The following is a 16,175-nucleotide window of genomic DNA, read 5'->3' as shown; positions in this document are numbered from 1 at the left end:
GCGGGCCACCGGAAAGGACCTGGCCCGCCGCAACCGACCTGCGGAGGAACCTCGGTGAGCGCGAGCACGGAGCCGGCGGCGACCACAGCCCGACCGGACACCGGTGACGGCACCGTCCGGCGCGGTCGCGACCTCCGGCCGTTCACGACGGCGGCGACCCTGCTGCTGGTCGCCGTCTGCGGCGGCGTCGCGGTCGCCCTCACCCTCGGCGACGACGGCTACTGGGGCCAGGGCGGGCTGCCCGTGCCCGACGACGTGGTCCGGATCGGCACCGTGCTGGCCCGGGTCGCGACGGTCGCCGGGATGGTGCTCGCCGCCGGATCGCTGCTGGTCGCCGGGTTCGTGGCGGCGCCGCAGTCGTCCGGGACGGTGGACGTGCAGGGCTACCGGGCGCTGCGCCGCGGCGGGCTGGCCGCGCTGCTCGGCGGCGTCGCCGGGATCGCCGCGGGCTGGCTGTCGGTGGCCGACATGTCCGGCACCTCGCTCGGTGACCTGGCCACCGCCGGGCCGTTCGGCTGGCTCGGCGCGGCCGCGACGCTCAACGAGCCGATGGGCTGGACGCTGGCCGGGTTCGTGCTGCTGCTGGTCGCCGCGGGCGCCGGGTACGTGCTGAGCTGGAAGGCGACCGCCGCGCTCGGCATCCTCGCCGCGGCGACCGCGCTGTTCCCGGCCGCGGTGCACCCGGCCGCCACCGGGATGGCGCACGACTGGAGCGGCGACGGCGTGATGCTCCGGACCGTCGCCGGGGTGGTCTTCCTCGGCGTCGCCGCCGCGCTGGCCGCCTACCGGATCCACGGCGGCCCGCTCACCGGTGCGGCCGGACGGCGCGGCCGGGCGGTGCTCGTCACCGCCGGATCGGTGTACCTGATCGGCGAGATCGTCTTCCAGGTCGTCGTCGTCTGGAACGGGCCGTGGGCCGGGTCCGCCTACGCGACGACCGTGGCCGCCTCCGCGGTGCTGCTGGCGCTGCTGGTCGCCGGGACGGCGGTGCTGGCCCGGTCGCTCACCTCGGCCCGGCCGGACGCCGCAGGCCGGCTGCTCCCGCTGCTCGCGGTGGCCGGGGCGCTGGTCGCCGCGCTCGGCGTCGCCGGGACCCGGCTGGTGCCACCGCGTTTCCTGGTCCGCCCGGACACCGCGCTGGAGACGCTGATCGGCTGGAACATCGACCGGCCGTTCACCGCGCTGACGCTGCTGGTCGAGTGGCGCTGGAACATCGTGTTCGGCACCGGAGCACTGCTGCTCGCCGCGCTGTACGCGCTCGGGGTGCGCCGGCTCGCCGCCCGCGGCGTGCGCTGGCCGGTCGGCCGGACCTGGGCCTGGATGCTGGGCTGTGCCGCGCTGCTGGTCGCGACGTCGTCCGGGCTGGGCTTCTACTCCCCGGCCATGTTCAGCGTCCACATGATCAGCCACATGACGCTGAACATGCTCACCCCGATCCTGCTCAGCCTGGGTGGCGCGGTGACGCTGGCGCTGCGGGTGCTGCGCCCGGCCGGCCGGGGCAACCCGCCCGGGCCCCGGGAGTGGCTGCTGGCCGCGGTGCACTCGCGGGCCGCCCGGGTGCTCACCCATCCCGGCTGCGCCGCGGTGCTGTTCGTCGGGTCGTTCTACGTCCTGTACTTCACCTCGCTGTTCGACGAGGCGCTGCGGTTCCACTGGACGCACCAGCTGATGAACCTGCACTTCGTGCTGGTCGGCTACCTGTTCTTCTGGCCGCTGATCGGCGTCGACTCGGCGCCGCACAAGCTGCCGCACCTGGGCCGGCTGGCGGTGCTGCTCGCGACCATGCCGTTCCACGCGTTCTTCGGGATCGCCGTGATGAGCTCGTCGAACGTGCTCGGCGAGAACTTCTACGCGCAGGTCGGGCTGCCCTGGATCGATCTCGCGTCCGACCAGAGCGTCGGCGGCGGGATCGCCTGGGCCACCGGCGAGCTGCCGATGCTGCTGGTGATGGTGACGCTGGTGGTCCAGTGGTCCCGGGACGACTCCCGGGAGGCGGTGCGCACCGACCGGCAGGCCGACCGGGACGACGACGCCGAGCTCAAGGCGTACAACGAGATGCTGGCGAAGCTGCGCCAGGGCGGCTGATCAGGCGTAGGCGGGCGCGCCGGGGGGCGGGGCGGTCCGCAGCACCACCCCACCGGCCCGCAGCCGGGCCGCGACCGCGGACGGCAGCCCGGAGTCGGTCAGCACGGCGTCGAACCCGGTGAGATCGGCGACCCGGAAGGTGCCCACCCGGCCGTACTTGTCCGAGCCGGCCACCAGGTAGGACCGGGCGGCCACCTCCATCGCGGCCCGCTTCACCGGCACCTTGGCCTCGTGCGGCGTGGTGCTGCCCCGCTGCTCGTCCCAGGAGCTGGTCGAGATCAGCGCGACGTCGAGGTTCAGCTCGCGGACCGCACGCGCGGTCAGCTCCCCGACGGTGGACCGGTTGGCCCGGTCGACCCGCCCGCCGACGTGGTAGAGCTCCAGTCCCGGGTGCTCGCTGAGCAGCACCGCCGTGGTCAGGTCGTTGGTCACCACGGTGAGCCCGGTGTGCGACCACAGCAGCGGCGCGACCTGCCCGAGGGTGGTGCCGGCGTCGAGGTAGACGACCTGGTCGTTGCCGATGAGGCCGACCGCCTCCCGGGCGATCGCCCGCTTCTCGTCCAGCCGGACCGACGCCTTGGCCCGGTACGGCGGCTCGCTGTGCAGCTGATCGACCAGCCGGACCCCGCCCGGCACCGACGCGACCCGGCCCTCGGCCTCCAGCGAGGCGATGTCGCGGCGGACCGTCATGTGCGAGACCCCGAGCAGTTCGACGAGCTCGCGGACCGAGAGCACGCCCGCCCCCCGGAGCTCGACGAGCAGCCGCTCACGACGCTGGTCGGGGATCACCCGGCCACCTCCGAAACACCTCGTCGCACGATCCCGGACGGTAGCGCACCGTACCGCTCCTGTGCTGATACGTGAGGATAGTTGACTCTCATGTGAATTCTTGTGTTAGCTGTCGTCCGACCGGTGGTCGTCGACCACGCCGTGCTGTCGCCACCGGACGTCGTGAGGAGGCCCGATGAACCGTCCGGTCGTGCGCTACGCGCTCACCGGCGCGAAGGGCGGCTTCGGCCGCACCCTGCTCGCGCAGACCCGGCTCACGCCGAGGGCCGAGCCGGCGGTGCTGTGCGATCTCGACGTCGACGGCACCGTCACGATGTGCCGCGAGCTCGGCTTCCGCGCCGACGAGCTGGCCGTCTGCCGCAGCGCCGACGAGCTCGCCGCGCGCCCCCGGGGCACGGTCGCCGTGGTGCCCGACACCGGCCTGCTCGCCGGCGGCGACCACGACGTGCTCGTCGAGGCCACCGGCAGTCCCGCCGCCGGGTACCGGGCCGCCGTCGACGCGCTGGAGCACGACCGGCACGTCGTCATGGTCTCCAAGGAGGTCGAGACCGTCGCCGGGGCCGATCTCGCCCGCCGCGCCGGTGACCGCGGGCTCGGCTACGTGCCCGGCGCCGGGGACCAGCCCGCCAACCTCGTCGAGTGGTTCGCCCGCACCCGCGAGGTCGGGCTGGAGGTGGTCGCCGTCGGCAAGTCCGGCGAGTACGACCTGGTCCTCGACCCGGCCACCGGGCGGTTGCGGCATCTCGAGCAGGAGATCACGGTCGACCACCCCGAGCAGCTGCTGGGCCGCACCGCGGCGATCGGCGACACGCTGCGCGCCCGGGCCGAGGCGGTCGCCGCGATCGGTCGCAGTGCGGCCGCCGATCTCTGCGAGATGGCCGTCGTCGCCGATGCCACCGGCCTGACCCCGGACGTCGAGACCCTGCACTACCCGGTGGCCCGGACCGCCGAGCTCGCCGACGTCTACGCACTGGCCGAGCACGGCGGGATCGTCTCGCGGCCCGGCGTCGTGGACGTGTTCACCGTCCTGCGCCGCCCGGACGAGGCGAGCTTCGCCGGCGGTGTGTTCGTCGTCGTCCGCACGCACGACCCGGTGACCTGGCGGACCCTCGCCGGGAAGGGGCACGTGGTGAGCCGGGACGGCCGGTACGCCTGTCTGTACCTGCCCTACCACCTGATGGGCGTCGAGACCCCGCTGTCGATCCTCGACGTCGCCGCGCGCGGCGCGGCCGCCGCGCCCGCGGACCGGGGCCGGCACGTCGTGCTGGGCGGCCGCGCCCGGACGGCGCTTCCGGCGGGCCGGACGCTCGCGATGGGCGGGCACCACCACGACGTCGACGGCGTCGCCCCGGTCCTGCTCGACGTGCGCGAGGCCCCGGCCGGGGCCGCCCCGCTCTACCTCGCCGCGCACACCACGCTCGCCCGCGACGTCGCCGCAGGCGAGCCGGTCCGGATCGACGACCTCGCCGATCCCGATCCCGCACTGCTCGAGGCCTGGCGCGCCGGCGCGCCGAGCTGACCCGTCCGCTCCCTTCCCACTCCCGATCGGATACATCGTCGTGTCGGACATCTACGTCCTGAGCGCGTTCCTGCTCGCGCTCGTCGTCCTCGTCGTCCTCATCGCCCGCTTCAAGGTCCATCCGGTCGCCACGCTGTTCGTGGTGGTCGTCGGGCTCGGTCTCGCGCTCGGCATGGGCGGCGTCGGGACGATCGAACTGGTCACCGAGGGCTTCGGCAACACGCTGGCCAACGTCGGCCTGCTGGTGATCTTCGGCTGCGTGCTGGGCAAGATGCTGGAGCTCTCCGGCGCCGCGCAGACGATCACCGAGCGCTGCCTGCAGCTGTTCTCCGAGAACAAGGTCCCGTGGGCGGTGGCACTCGCGTCGTCGATCGTGGGCATCCCGCTGATCGCCGACTCGGTGGTGGTCATGCTCATCCCGATCGTGTCGGCACTGGCCGCCCGCACCGGGATCTCGATGATGAAGCTCGGCCCGATCCTCTACATCGGCGCGTACGTGATGACCTCGGTCATCCCGCCGGGGCCGGGCCCGCTCGCGTCCGCCGCGCTGCTCGGCGTGCCGACCGGCGAGGCGATCCTGCTCGGCCTGGCCGTCGGCATCCCCGGCATCATCACCGCGACGCTCTACCTGTCGATGCTGAAGACCCACGTCGACCCGAAGCCCGAGTTCGTGGAGAACCTGGACACCACGGGCGGGAGCGGGGCCGGTGGGTCCGGGCACGCCGACGTCACCACCGAGCAGCGGACCGGCGTCCGCAGCCCCTCGCTGCTGGCCTGCCTGACCCCGATCGTCGCACCGATCGCCCTGATCAGCTCGGCGTCGCTGCTCGGCCCGCTGATGGCCGAGGAGAACCCGGTCCGGACGGTCCTGGAGTTCGTCGGCGAGCCCACCATGGCGCTGTTCCTGGCCTGCCTGCTGTCGCTGCCGCTGTTCGGCGGGCGCTGGAAGGACAGGGCGACGCTGAACGACCTGTTCGAGAGCGGCCTGCGGATCGCCGCCATGCCGCTCGCGCTGACCGGCGTCGGCGGCGCGCTCGCCCTCACGATCCGCGAGACCGGGGTCGCGGAGAACATCGCCGGCGGCGTGCAGGAGATCGGCATCTCGCCGATCGTCATCCCGTTCCTGGTCGCCGCCGCGGTGTGCACGATCACCGGGTCGAACATCCTCGGCGTGATGACCGCCGCCGCGATCATGCAGCCGCTGATCGAGACACTGGGCCTGTCCCCGATCGCGGTCTACCTGGCCTGCGCCACCGGGGCGCAGATCATGAAGCACGCGAACTCGTCGGGCTGGTGGGTCACCACCTCGCTGTCCAACATGACGGTGGGCCAGGGCATCCGGTCGATCGGCGTCGCGTCGGTCATCTCCGGGGTCACCGGGTTCGCCGTGCTGTACCTGTTGCTCGTGACCGGCGTCGTCTGAGTCACCCCACCACCACCGCAGGAGGAGACCGTGCCCCAGCTCGGCGCCATCGCCGACGACCTCACCGGCGCGACCGATCTCGCGATCGTCCTGACCGCGTCCGGGTTCCGCACCGCCGTCGTGCCGGGTGAGGTGATGGCCGGCGGCCCGCCGTCGTCGGTGGACGACGCCGACGCGGTGGTCGTCGCGCTCAAGAGCCGCACCGCCCCGGTCGAGCAGGCCGTGGCGGAGTCGCTCGCGGCGCTCGACGGCCTGCGCGAGGCCGGGTGCACCCGGTTCCTGTTCAAATACTGCTCGACGTTCGACTCGACCCCGGCGGGCAACATCGGCCCGGTCGCCGATGCCCTGCAGGACGCGCTGGGGTCCCGCTGGACCGTGGTGGCACCGGCGTTCCCGGCGAACGGCCGGACCGTCTACGCCGGGCACCTGTTCGTCGGCACCGACCCGCTCGACGAGTCCCCGATGCGCGATCACCCACTCACCCCGATGCGTGACTCCAGCCTGGTCCGGCTGCTGGCACCCCAGGTCCGCGACGGCGCCGCGGCCGTCGGGCACGTCGGGCTCGGCCACGTCGAGGCCGGCCCGGAGGCACTGCGCCGGGCGCTGGACGATGCGGTGGCCGCCGGGGCGCGCTACCTCGTGGCCGACGCCGTGCGCGACGCCGACCTGGTGACGCTGGTCGAGGCCACCGCCGACCTGCCGCTGCTGACCGGCGGCAGTGCGGTCGCCCAGGGCCTGTCCGGGCCGCGGGAGGTCGCCGAGGTCGCCGTCGCGGTCGGGGACGGGCCGCGCGTGGTGCTGTCGGGCAGCGCCTCGCAGGCCACCCAGCGGCAGGTCCGCGCCGGTGTCGCCGCTGGACGCGGGATCAAGCTGGATCCGGCCGCGCTGCGCGCCGACGCCGCGGCCGAGCACGCCGCGCTGGCCGACCGGGTGCTCGACGCCGGCGCCGCCGACGGCCCGGTCGTGGTCCACGCGACCGCCGAGCCCGGCGACGTCGCCGACCCGGCGGACGCACCGCTGTTCGAACGGGCGCTGGCCGCGCTGGCCCGCGAGCTGGTCGACCGGGGCGTCCGCGCGATCGCCGTCGCGGGGGGCGAGACCTCCGGTGCGGTCGTCGCCGCGCTCGGCGTGCGGAGCCTGGCCGTCGGGCCGCGGCTGGACCCGGGGGTCGCCTGGTCGCTCGCCGAGCGGTCCGGGTCCGGGGAGCCGCTGGCGCTGCTGCTCAAGTCCGGCAACTTCGGCGGCGAGGACCTGTTCGTGCGGGCGTGGACCGCCGGGGCGGGCCGGTGACCGGCGACGTCCCGGCCCACCTGCTCCCCGTCGCGGAACGGCTGTGCGCGGCCGGGCACCGGCTGGCCGCACTCGGGCTCAGCCCCGGCTCGTCGGGGAACCTCTCCGAGCGTTCCGGCGACGCCGTCGTCGTGACCCCGACCGGGGTCGGCCTCGCCGACCTGCAGCCGCACCTGCTGAGCGTGACCGACGACGACGGCAGGCACGTCGCGGGCGCGCGGCCGTCCAAGGAGGTGCCGCTGCACCTGGCGATGTACCGGCGGGAGCCCGATCTCGCCGCGGTGGTGCACCTGCACTCGCCGCACGTGGTCGCCGCGTCCTGCCTGCCGCCGTTCTCGGCGGGTTCGGCGTTGCCGCCCGCGACGCCGTACCTGGTGATGCGGGTCGGGCAGGCACCGCTCGCGCCGTACGCCGCACCCGGCTCGCAGGCGCTGGCCGACGGGCTCACCGCGCTGCCCGGCAGGTTCACCTCGGCGCTGCTCGCCCACCACGGCTCGCTGGCCGGCGGCACCGGCCTGGACCGGGCCGTCGACGCCGCCGTCGAGCTGGAGGAGGCGGCGCGGGTGGTGGTGCTGCTCACCGGGACCCCGGCGCGCTGGCTGGACGACGACGCGGTGCGCGAGCTGACCGGGCGCTACGGCACCCACTGGGACCTGCCGGCGGGCTGAGTCCGATCAGCCCTCGACGTACTCCGTCTCGCGGTCCGGGGTACGGACCGAACCCAGGGTCTCGTCGGCCCAGCTCGCGGCCTTGCGCAGGCGCAGGCTGTTGGTCACCACCAGGAACGACGAGATCGCCATCGCCGCGCCGGCGAGCAGCGGGTTGAGCAGCCCGGCCATCGCGACCGGGATCGCGGCGGTGTTGTAGCCGAACGCCCACCACAGGTTCCCGCGGATCGTGCCCATCGTGGCCCTGGCCAGCTCGACGGTCGCCGGGAGCACCCGCAGGTCGTCGCGCACCAGCACGACGTCGGCCGCCTCCAGCGCCACGTCGGTGCCCGATCCGACGGCGATGCCCAGGTCCGCGGCGGCGAGCGCGGCGGCGTCGTTCACCCCGTCGCCGACCATCGCGACCGTCCGGCCCTGCGCCTGCAGCGCGCGGACGTGGTCGACCTTGTCGTCGGGCAGCGCCCCGGCGACGACGTCGTCGATCCCGCAGGCCCGCGCGACGGCGTGCGCCGCGGCCGGCCGGTCACCGGTCAGCAGCACCGGCCGCAGGCCCATCGCGACCAGCTCGGCGACGGCGACCGGCGCGGACTCCTTCACCGGATCGGCCAGCGCGATCACCCCGGCCAGCTCGTCGCGCACCTGCACGGCGACCACGGTGTGCCCGGACGCCTCCCAGCCGGCGATCCGCTCGGCCAGCGCGCCGGTGTCGGCGGGCGGGCGGCCGACCGTGATCGCGACGCCGTCGACGGTGCCGCGGGCGCCGAGGCCGGGCAGCGCGACGAACTCGCCGACCTCGGGGACCGCCAGCCCGGCGTCCCGGGCGTGCCGGCGGACGGCGGCGGCGATGGCGTGCTCCGAGCCGGACTCGACGGCCGCGGCCCGGGCCAGCAGCAGCTCGGGGTCCACCCCGGGGGCGGCGGCGACGTCGGTGACGGTCATCCGGCCGGTGGTCAGCGTGCCGGTCTTGTCGAGCACGACGGTGTCGGCGGCCCGGGTCGTCTCCAGCGCCCGGTAGCCCTTCACGAAGATCCCCAGCTCGGCGCCGCGGCCGGTGGCGACCATCAGCGCGGTCGGTGTGGCCAGGCCCAGCGCGCACGGGCAGGCGATGATCACGACGGCGATCGCCGGGCCGAGCGCGCCCGCCCAGCCGGCGCCCGCGAGCAGCCAGCCGCCCAGTGTCAGCACGGCCAGCACCAGCACCACCGGCACGAACACCGACGACACCCGGTCGACCAGCCGCTGGGTCGCCGACTTCTGCACCTGGGCCCGCTCGACGGCGGCGATCATCCGGGCCAGCCGGGTGTCCGCGCCGACCTGCTCGGCGACGACCACCAGGCGTCCGCCGGCCGGGATGGTGCCGCCGGTGACCGCGTCGCCCGGGCCGACCTCGGCCGGGACCGGCTCGCCGGTCATCGCGCTGGTGTCGACGGCCGCGGCACCCTCGGCGACGACGCCGTCGGCGGCGATCCGCTCACCGGGCCGGACCAGGAAGCGGTCACCGGCCCGCAGCCGGCCGACCGGGATCCGGGTCTCCGCCCCGTCGACGAGCAGGGTGACCTCGTCGGACTCCAGCGCGGCCAGCGAGCGCATCACCCGGCCGGCCGTGCGCCGGGCGCGGGCCTCGAAGTAGCGCCCGGCCAGCACGAACGTCGTGACGCCCGCCGCGACCTCCAGGTACAGCGGGCCCGACGGGTGCAGCACCGCGTCCCACCCGGTGAGCGTGGTGCGGGTGTCCAGGAACGCCATCTCGCCCAGCGACCAGGCCGACGCCGAGATGACGCCGAGCGAGACCAGCGTGTCCATCGAGGTGGTGCCGTGCCGCAGGTTCACGAACGCGGTCCGGTGGAACGGCCACGCCGCCCACACCACGACCGGCAGCGCCAGCGCGACGACCACCCACTGCCAGTACGGGAAGCGCAGCGACGGGACCAGCGACATCGCCAGCGACAGGTCGGCCAGCGGGATGAACAGCACCAGCGCGACGGCCATCCGGGTGCGCAGCCTGCGTAGCGCGGTGTCGTCCTCGGTGGCCGCGTCGCCGGTGTCGGTGACACCCGGGCGCAGCTCGGTGGCCCCGTAGCCGGCCTTGCGGACGGTACCCAGCAGCGTCTCGACGTCGGTGCCGGCCGGGTACTCGACCGTCGCCCGCTCGGTCGCCAGGTTGACGGTCGCCCGGACGCCCTCGAGCTTGCCGAGCTTGCGCTCCACCCGCCCGACGCAGGCCGCGCAGGTCATGCCGTCGATCCGCAGCTCGACCCTGCGGACGTCCACGGCGCCGTCGATGCTCACTCCTCCATGGTTCTACACGAGGTCAAACCTCGACCACCCGGGACCGCGGTACCCCGGAGCGGCGTCGAACACAACCGCCCAGTACAAACAAGGGTGTGACGACCACCCCCGAGGAGGACGGATGATGGCCGCAAAGAGGAGCGCGGGGAAGGGGAAGAACCCGCTCACCGCCAAGAACGGGCCGTCCCAGGCGACGGTGCTCGGCATCATCGTGGTGGTCGCCTTCGCCGCCCTCGTCGGGTTCGGGGTGTACTGGAACAACAGCTCGTCCAGCACCCTGGTTCCGGCGAACGCGACGGCGTCCGGCGTGCCCACCGGCAACGCGGACGCGCCGGCGACCGTCGACGTCTACCTCGACTTCCAGTGCCCGCACTGCAAGACGTTCGAGGAGCAGGCCGGCCCGACGCTGGAGGAGCTGCGCACCTCCGGGCAGGCCCAGATCGTCTACCACCCGGTCGCCTTCCTGGACCGCGTGTCGACCACCCAGTACTCGACCCGGGCCGCGGCCGCCTCCGGCTGCGCCGCCGAGGCAGGCGTCTTCCCGGAGTTCGAGCGGCTGCTCTACCAGAACCAGCCGACCGAGGGCGGTGACGGACTGCCCAACGAGCAGCTCGTCCAGCTCGGCCAGCAGGCCGGGGCCGGTCCGGACTTCGCCGCCTGCGTCGACGACCAGCGGTTCGCGCCGTGGAGCCAGCAGATCACCCAGCAGGCGCTGCGCGACAACGTCTCCGGCACGCCGTCGGTGAAGGTCAACGGTCAGGACGTCGAGGCCAGCCCGCAGGCCATCCAGCAGGCGGTCGCCGCGGGCTGAGCCCCGCGGCACCACGGGAGGGCGACACGATGGCGGACGACCGGGCCGGGGCGATCCTGGCCGGCCTCGGCGGGGCGGCGAACGTCGTCGAGATCGAGGGCTGCATCACCCGGCTGCGGACCGAGGTCCGTGATCCCGGGCTGGTCGACCGGGCGGCGCTGCAGCGGCTCGCGCACGGCGTCGTGGTGTCCGGGACGGTCGTGCAGGTCGTCGTCGGGCCGGAGGCGGACATGATCGCCGACGACATCGGGGACCTGCTGTGACCGTGCACGTCACGGCGCCGCTGGCCGGGCGGGTCGCGCCGCTGACCGCGGTGCCCGATCCGGTGTTCGCCGAGCAGATGCTCGGCTCCGGTCTCGCGATCGAGCCGCCGGGCGGGCTGGTCGAGGCCGTCGCCCCGATCGCCGGGACGCTGGCGAAGCTGCACCCGCACGCCTACGTCGTCGTCGGCGACGACGGCGCGGGCGTGCTGGTGCATCTCGGCATCGACACGGTCGGCCTCGGCGCCTTCGTCGTGCACGCCGAGGAGGGCGCCCGGGTCACCGCCGGCCGGCCGGTCGTCACGATGGACGCGGACGAGGTGCGCGCCCGCGGCCTGTCCGCGATCTGCCCGGTGGTGCTGATGGACTCCGCACCGGACCGCACCCACGCCCACGCGACCGGCGAGGTCCGGCCGGGCGATCCGCTCTTCAGCTGGGACGCCTGAGTCCGCCTCACCCGCCGAGATGCAGCTCAGCGGGCCGGTGGGTGCCCCGCGACCCCGCTGACGTGCATCTCGGCGACGTGCCCGCGCCGTGTCGGTGCCCGCACCGTCTCATCTGCGCAGCGGGCAGTCGAGGCACAGACCGTCGGGTTCGAGCGGGCGCCGCTCCCCCTGGCGCTCCTCCCAGGCGGCCCGGCGCTGCTCCGCCACCCGCTTCCACTCGCGGCGCTGTCCCTCGGTGTCCAGTGACGTGCCGATGAGCAGGGCGAACCAGAACATCAGGAGGATGCCGCCGCCGGCGACGAGATAGGTCGTCATCGGGGCCACCCCCGCTCGCGGATGGCCGGACCGTGCTCCCGGGAACTGACTGTGGTGCCGTCATGGTCGTGCATGGCGCACCCCCTTCAGCGGCTGTTGCCGCTGCTCAGGATCAGGAGGACAGTATGCGTGCGAACAACCGCCTGCACCAGACCCGATGCAATTTCCGACCCATGCAATTGCACGGAGGCAGCCGGTAACATGATCGCAGGCCCGGGCGTGGAGGAGTGGACATGACCGTCACACACGGCCCCGTCGTCATCCGGCGGCGCCTCGGTCACGTCCTCAAGCGGCTGCGCAGTGACCGGAACCTGCAGCTCGCCGAGGTGGCGAAGCGGCTGGAGATCTCGCCGTCGAAGCTCAGCCGGATCGAGACGGGTGCGGTCGAGCCGAAGTACCGGGACGTGCGGGACCTGCTGGACATCTACGAGGCCCAGCCTGAGGAGCGGGACCGGGTACTGGACTGGATCACGGAGGCAAAGTCGCCGGGGTGGTGGCAGCTACACGGCGTGCCATCGGACGAGAAGCTCAACATGCTCCTCTCACTCGAGAAGGAGTCCCACTCGAAGCGAACCTACGCGATTGCTGTCGCTGGACTTCTACAGACAGAGGCGTACGCACGTAGCGTGCTCGGTCCGACCCAGCTGGACATGCCAGCTGAGGAAGTCGATCGCCTGGTGGACATCCGAATTCGCCGGGCTCACGTCATCGAGTTGGATAGGTCCGACGCTCCTCCACTGGAGACCCACGTCATCCTCGACGAGGTAGCGCTACACCGGGTGACCGACCCTGAGATCGCACGCGAGCAGGTTGGACTGCTCCTCGAGCGCATGAGCCAACCGAACGTGACACTGCAGATCCTGCCGTTCAGCGCTGGTTGGACAAGAGCATCCAGCACCTTCTCGATCTTCAAGCCTCGCGACCCGACGACCGACTGGCCGGTCGTCAACGTGGAGAGCACAGAGAACGACGACTTCTACGATGGCGAGCCAACCATCACCAGCTACGAAGGAGTGTGGCAGGAACTTCTCTCGAAGGCCCTCGACCCCGACGCCACTCGGAAGGTACTGCTGCACCAGCTCGCCACGTGAACTCAGGCGCGGAGACCTTCCAGGTCGAACTCCCCATTGCGAACACCGGCGACGAACACCCGCCACTCTGCATCAGTGAAGCGCACCTCAGCACCGCTGACCGTAGACCGAACGACGACACCATCCTCAGGGGCCGCGACGGCGACGCACTCCCTGGCGACACAGAAGGAACTGGTGACAAAACGGGGCTCAGACAAGGCGGCGACCTCGATCTTGTTCTCCACCGCCCGTAGGGGCGGTGACGCGGGGGGGGGAGCTTGCTAGCGGCTTGCCACGAATCGATCAGCACCGGACTCAGCGACCCAGCTGCCAGGACCCGCCGACTGCGATACCAACGTTCCTGACGAGATACCAGGGGAGCTGGAACACTTGCGGTGCGGTTGCCCGAAAGCAGCCGTCGTCCCGTCAAACGAGGGTTTCCCGCAAAGGAAACGCCTCGTCTAGGGGACGCATGCCAAGTCGATCCACCGCGGTTCTTCGTTACTCTCCGCGCTCGCACGCGTCACCGAGGGACGGCTGATGCTCGGGATCGAACTCGCCGGCCCGCACACCGGCGAGGAACGCCTCCCACTCGGGCGCGGAGAACCGCAGCGCGCGATCAGGATCCGAGCTGACCGCGACCTCGACACCCTCCCGGGTGACGGACACCGCGACGCACTCACCGCTGACACAGAACGAGCTGGTGCGGAATCGGTCGGGAAGAGCCATGCGCCCCACCTTCGTGTCACGGTGTCACCGAGACACTGACGGTACGTGTTCCCGCCGCCCACGACGAGTCACCCGTCGATCGCCACCTCGCTCGGCGTCGCGGCGGCCCGGTTCTCCGCCCGCCGGATCAGCACGATCCCGCCGAGGATCAGCACCCCGCCGAGCAGCTGCATCAGCGTCGGCTGCTGGGCCACCAGCAACCAGGCCGCGAGCACCCCGAACAGCACCTCGGACAATCCGACGAACGACGCGACCCGGGTGTCCAGGCGCCGGATCGCGAGGATGCCGGTGACGTACGGCAGTGCGGTCGCGAGCACGACCAGCATCCCGAGCAGCAGCAGCCAGTCGAGCTCGGCGCCGCCGAGGGTCCCGACCGGGGCGCCGGTCTCCCACGGGGTGATCCCGAGCAGCCCGGTGACGGTCAGCGAGACCGCGCCGACGACCATCCCGCCGGAGATCATCAGCAGCGGCGGGACCTGGCCCTCGCGGTTCCCGCCGGGCAGCGCGAAGTAGACGCAGACGCAGACCGCGGAGGCGAGTCCCCAGAGGATCCCGACCAGCTCGACGCGCTGCGGCCCGAACGGGTCCACGACGAACACCAGACCGGCGAGCGCGACGAGACACCCGGCGAGGGTGATCGCCGACGGGGTGCGCCGGCTGGTGATCCAGGTCCAGCCGACCAGCAGCACCGGGGCGAGGAACTCCAGCAGCAGCGCCACCCCGACCGAGAGGTACTGCAGCGCGTGGAAGAAGCACAGCTGCACGCCGGCCACCGCGAACAGGCCGAAGATCACGATCTTGCGGCGGGCCGCCCGGTCCGGCCGGTGCCTGCGGGCCAGCACCACCGCGACCGGCAGGAGCAGCAGCGCGGCGCCGGCGATCCGCATCAGGGTGGTGAGGCCGGGCGACCAGCCGGCGTCGAGGAAGGCGGCCCCGAGCGGGCCGGAGAATCCGTATGCGGCCGCCGAGACCAGCGCCCACGCGAGTCCGCGGACCAGGTGGTCCCGTGTCACGACCGAAGTACTCATAGACTCCTGACACTAGGAACCGAAGATGTCAGGGGTCAACATGGAATTCGCCCATGACACCCAGGTCGTGCTCGCGGCGGCCGCGTCGCTGGTGAACACCGGGCTGACCGACCCGGACGTCCTGGGCGACGCGACGCTGTTCGAGACCTGGATGGACGGCCAGCCCTACACCGGCGACCGCGCCCGCACCGACGACGAGCGGGCCGCCGTCCGGGCGCTCCGGGACCGGCTGGTCGCGCTCTGGCCCCCCGCCGCGCACACCGGCCCGGACTCGGGCACCCCCGCCGGCCCGGGAACAGGCACAGCCGCCCCCGACCGCGACCGCACGGTCGAGCTGGTCAACGCGATCCTCGCCGAGACCGACGCGCGCCCCCGGCTGGCCCGGCACGACGGCTGGGACTGGCACCTGCACGTCACCCCGCGCGACGCGCCGCTGGCCGACCGGATGGGCGCCGAGATCGCGATGTCGGTGGTCGAGCTGGTGCGTGGCGACGACCTGTCCCGGCTGCGCCGGTGCGCCGGCGAGGACTGCGACGCCGTGCTGGTCGATCTGTCCCGGAACCGCTCGAAGCGGTTCTGCGACACCGGCAACTGCGCGAACCGGGCGCACGTGGCCGCCTACCGGGCTCGGCGGGCGGGCCGCGGCTGAGCGGTCACACCCGGGCCAGGTGCCGTTCGAGCAGCGCGTTCACCTCGTCGGGGCGCTCGTAGTTCAGCAGGTGCGCCGCGTCGGCGATCTCGGCGTACTCGGCGCCGGGGACGGCGTCGGCGATCTCGCGCAGCGTCGCCGGCGGCGTCGCCGGGTCGTCGGCGCCGGCCACCACCAGCGCCGGGACCGACACCGAGCCCAGCTCGGCGCGGATGTCGAAGGCGCCGACCGCCGCGCAGCAGGCCGCGTACCCGCCGGGCTTCGCGGCGCGCAGCATGTCCAGCAGCCGCTTCTCCCCCGCCGGGTCGCGGCGCGCCCAGTCCTCGACGTACCAGGTGCCCGGCCGGGACGCGACCATCGCCTCGGTGCCCTGCTCGCGGACCGTCGCCGCCCGCTGCGGCCAGGCCTCCGGGTTCGGGAACCGGGCGGCCGTCGCCAGCACCGCGATGCTGCGGACCCGCTCGCCGCCGTGCACGCCCAGCCACTGCCCGATCGCGCCGCCGATCGACACGCCCACGTAGTGGAAGTCGGTGTCCCCGACGACGGCCAGCGCACCCTCGGCCAGCTCGGCGATCGTCAGGTCGTCGGTGACGTCCGGTGACCCGCCGTGCCCGGGCAGGTCGAAGCGCACGCAGCGGAACCGGTCGGACAGGGCCGCCACCTGGGCGTCGAACAGGTGCAGGTCGGTCCCCAGCGACGGTCCGAACAGGACGACCGGGGCGGACTCGGGGCCGTCGGCGACGTGATGCAGGTCCAGTGCCATGCCCCCATCGTGCCCTCCCTGCGTCCGGTCGGACGCTGCGC

General features: G+C 73.4%; 17 protein-coding genes. 10 read left to right on the top strand and 7 right to left on the bottom strand.

Annotated elements, in window-relative coordinates; translation table 11 throughout:
• Nucleotides 1-54 precede the first annotated feature (54 nt).
• Entirely contained in the window at nt 55-2,085 is a 2,031-nt protein-coding gene (locus tag ABD160_RS15855) for a cytochrome c oxidase assembly protein (protein ID WP_344023090.1), read from the top strand.
• On the opposite strand, the gene ABD160_RS15850 is transcribed toward ABD160_RS15855, so the two are convergent.
• Nucleotides 2,086-2,874, bottom strand: coding sequence for a DeoR/GlpR family DNA-binding transcription regulator (locus ABD160_RS15850; protein WP_344023088.1), 789 nt, complete (start codon nt 2,872-2,874; stop codon nt 2,086-2,088).
• 175 nt (nt 2,875-3,049) lie between these two features.
• Between ABD160_RS15850 and ABD160_RS15845 the strand changes: the two genes are divergently transcribed.
• Genes ABD160_RS15845 through ABD160_RS15830 form a run of 4 tightly spaced genes read left to right on the top strand, consistent with a single transcriptional unit; the run spans nt 3,050 to nt 7,774 of the window.
• On the top strand, nt 3,050-4,393 hold the full coding sequence (locus ABD160_RS15845) for a homoserine dehydrogenase (protein WP_344023086.1): 1,344 nt from the start codon (nt 3,050-3,052) through the stop codon (nt 4,391-4,393).
• 40 nt (nt 4,394-4,433) lie between these two features.
• Nucleotides 4,434-5,816 (top strand): GntP family permease, encoded by a 1,383-nt coding sequence (locus ABD160_RS15840; RefSeq protein ID WP_344023084.1) that lies wholly within the window; start codon nt 4,434-4,436, stop codon nt 5,814-5,816.
• Between the two features lie 30 nt (nt 5,817-5,846).
• Nucleotides 5,847-7,106: a 3-oxo-tetronate kinase gene (otnK, locus tag ABD160_RS15835; RefSeq protein ID WP_344023082.1), complete on the top strand. Its 1,260-nt coding sequence runs from the start codon at nt 5,847-5,849 to the stop codon at nt 7,104-7,106.
• Complete coding sequence (locus ABD160_RS15830) at nt 7,082-7,774, top strand: class II aldolase/adducin family protein (protein WP_344023080.1); 693 nt, start codon at nt 7,082-7,084, stop codon at nt 7,772-7,774. Before otnK ends, ABD160_RS15830 begins: the two co-directional genes overlap by 25 nt.
• 6 nt (nt 7,775-7,780) lie before the next feature.
• On the opposite strand, the gene ABD160_RS15825 is transcribed toward ABD160_RS15830, so the two are convergent.
• Nucleotides 7,781-10,063: a heavy metal translocating P-type ATPase gene (locus ABD160_RS15825; RefSeq protein WP_344023078.1), complete on the bottom strand. Its 2,283-nt coding sequence runs from the start codon at nt 10,061-10,063 to the stop codon at nt 7,781-7,783.
• A 124-nt stretch (nt 10,064-10,187) separates the two neighbouring features.
• Between ABD160_RS15825 and ABD160_RS15820 the strand changes: the two genes are divergently transcribed.
• Genes ABD160_RS15820 through ABD160_RS15810 form a run of 3 tightly spaced genes read left to right on the top strand, consistent with a single transcriptional unit; the run spans nt 10,188 to nt 11,580 of the window.
• Nucleotides 10,188-10,874 carry a DsbA family protein gene (locus ABD160_RS15820; protein WP_344023076.1) on the top strand — a complete coding sequence of 229 codons (687 nt, stop codon included), beginning with the start codon at nt 10,188-10,190 and terminating at the stop codon, nt 10,872-10,874.
• A 29-nt stretch (nt 10,875-10,903) separates the two neighbouring features.
• Nucleotides 10,904-11,137, top strand: coding sequence for a PTS sugar transporter subunit IIB (locus ABD160_RS15815; RefSeq protein WP_344023074.1), 234 nt, complete (start codon nt 10,904-10,906; stop codon nt 11,135-11,137).
• The gene (locus ABD160_RS15810; protein ID WP_344023072.1) at nt 11,134-11,580 is read left to right on the top strand and encodes a PTS sugar transporter subunit IIA; all 447 of its coding nucleotides are present in this window, start codon (nt 11,134-11,136) and stop codon (nt 11,578-11,580) included. The genes ABD160_RS15815 and ABD160_RS15810 overlap by 4 nt, the downstream gene beginning before the upstream one ends.
• A gap of 108 nt (nt 11,581-11,688) precedes the next feature.
• Here ABD160_RS15810 and ABD160_RS15805 read toward each other — a convergent pair whose 3' ends face one another.
• On the bottom strand, nt 11,689-11,895 hold the full coding sequence (locus ABD160_RS15805; RefSeq protein ID WP_344023070.1) for a hypothetical protein: 207 nt from the start codon (nt 11,893-11,895) through the stop codon (nt 11,689-11,691).
• A gap of 233 nt (nt 11,896-12,128) precedes the next feature.
• On the opposite strand from ABD160_RS15805, the gene ABD160_RS15800 reads away from it, so the two are divergent.
• Entirely contained in the window at nt 12,129-12,986 is an 858-nt protein-coding gene (locus ABD160_RS15800) for a helix-turn-helix domain-containing protein (RefSeq protein WP_344023068.1), read from the top strand.
• A 2-nt stretch (nt 12,987-12,988) separates the two neighbouring features.
• Here the strand turns inward: ABD160_RS15800 and ABD160_RS15795 are convergent, their stop codons facing one another.
• The 3 genes from ABD160_RS15795 to ABD160_RS15785 form a co-directional block, all read right to left on the bottom strand.
• Nucleotides 12,989-13,210: a DUF397 domain-containing protein gene (locus ABD160_RS15795; RefSeq protein ID WP_344023066.1), complete on the bottom strand. Its 222-nt coding sequence runs from the start codon at nt 13,208-13,210 to the stop codon at nt 12,989-12,991.
• Between the two features lie 256 nt (nt 13,211-13,466).
• Nucleotides 13,467-13,694, bottom strand: a complete 228-nt coding sequence (locus ABD160_RS15790) for a DUF397 domain-containing protein (RefSeq protein WP_344023064.1) — start codon at nt 13,692-13,694, stop codon at nt 13,467-13,469.
• 68 nt (nt 13,695-13,762) lie between these two features.
• Nucleotides 13,763-14,707 carry an EamA family transporter gene (locus ABD160_RS15785; RefSeq protein WP_344023062.1) on the bottom strand — a complete coding sequence of 315 codons (945 nt, stop codon included), beginning with the start codon at nt 14,705-14,707 and terminating at the stop codon, nt 13,763-13,765.
• Nucleotides 14,708-14,762: 55 nt separating this feature from the next.
• Here ABD160_RS15785 and ABD160_RS15780 point away from each other — a divergent pair, with 55 nt between their 5' ends.
• Nucleotides 14,763-15,371: a CGNR zinc finger domain-containing protein gene (locus tag ABD160_RS15780; protein ID WP_344023060.1), complete on the top strand. Its 609-nt coding sequence runs from the start codon at nt 14,763-14,765 to the stop codon at nt 15,369-15,371.
• 4 nt (nt 15,372-15,375) lie between these two features.
• Here the strand turns inward: ABD160_RS15780 and ABD160_RS15775 are convergent, their stop codons facing one another.
• Nucleotides 15,376-16,134, bottom strand: a complete 759-nt coding sequence (locus ABD160_RS15775) for an alpha/beta fold hydrolase (RefSeq protein ID WP_344023058.1) — start codon at nt 16,132-16,134, stop codon at nt 15,376-15,378.
• Nucleotides 16,135-16,175 lie beyond the last annotated feature (41 nt).

The organism is Pseudonocardia kongjuensis (assembly GCF_039526905.1).
GTDB classification, from domain to species: domain Bacteria; phylum Actinomycetota; class Actinomycetes; order Mycobacteriales; family Pseudonocardiaceae; genus Pseudonocardia; species Pseudonocardia kongjuensis.
The sequence above is the reverse complement of the archived record's forward strand: the minus strand, read 5'-3'. Positions and strand labels throughout refer to the sequence as shown.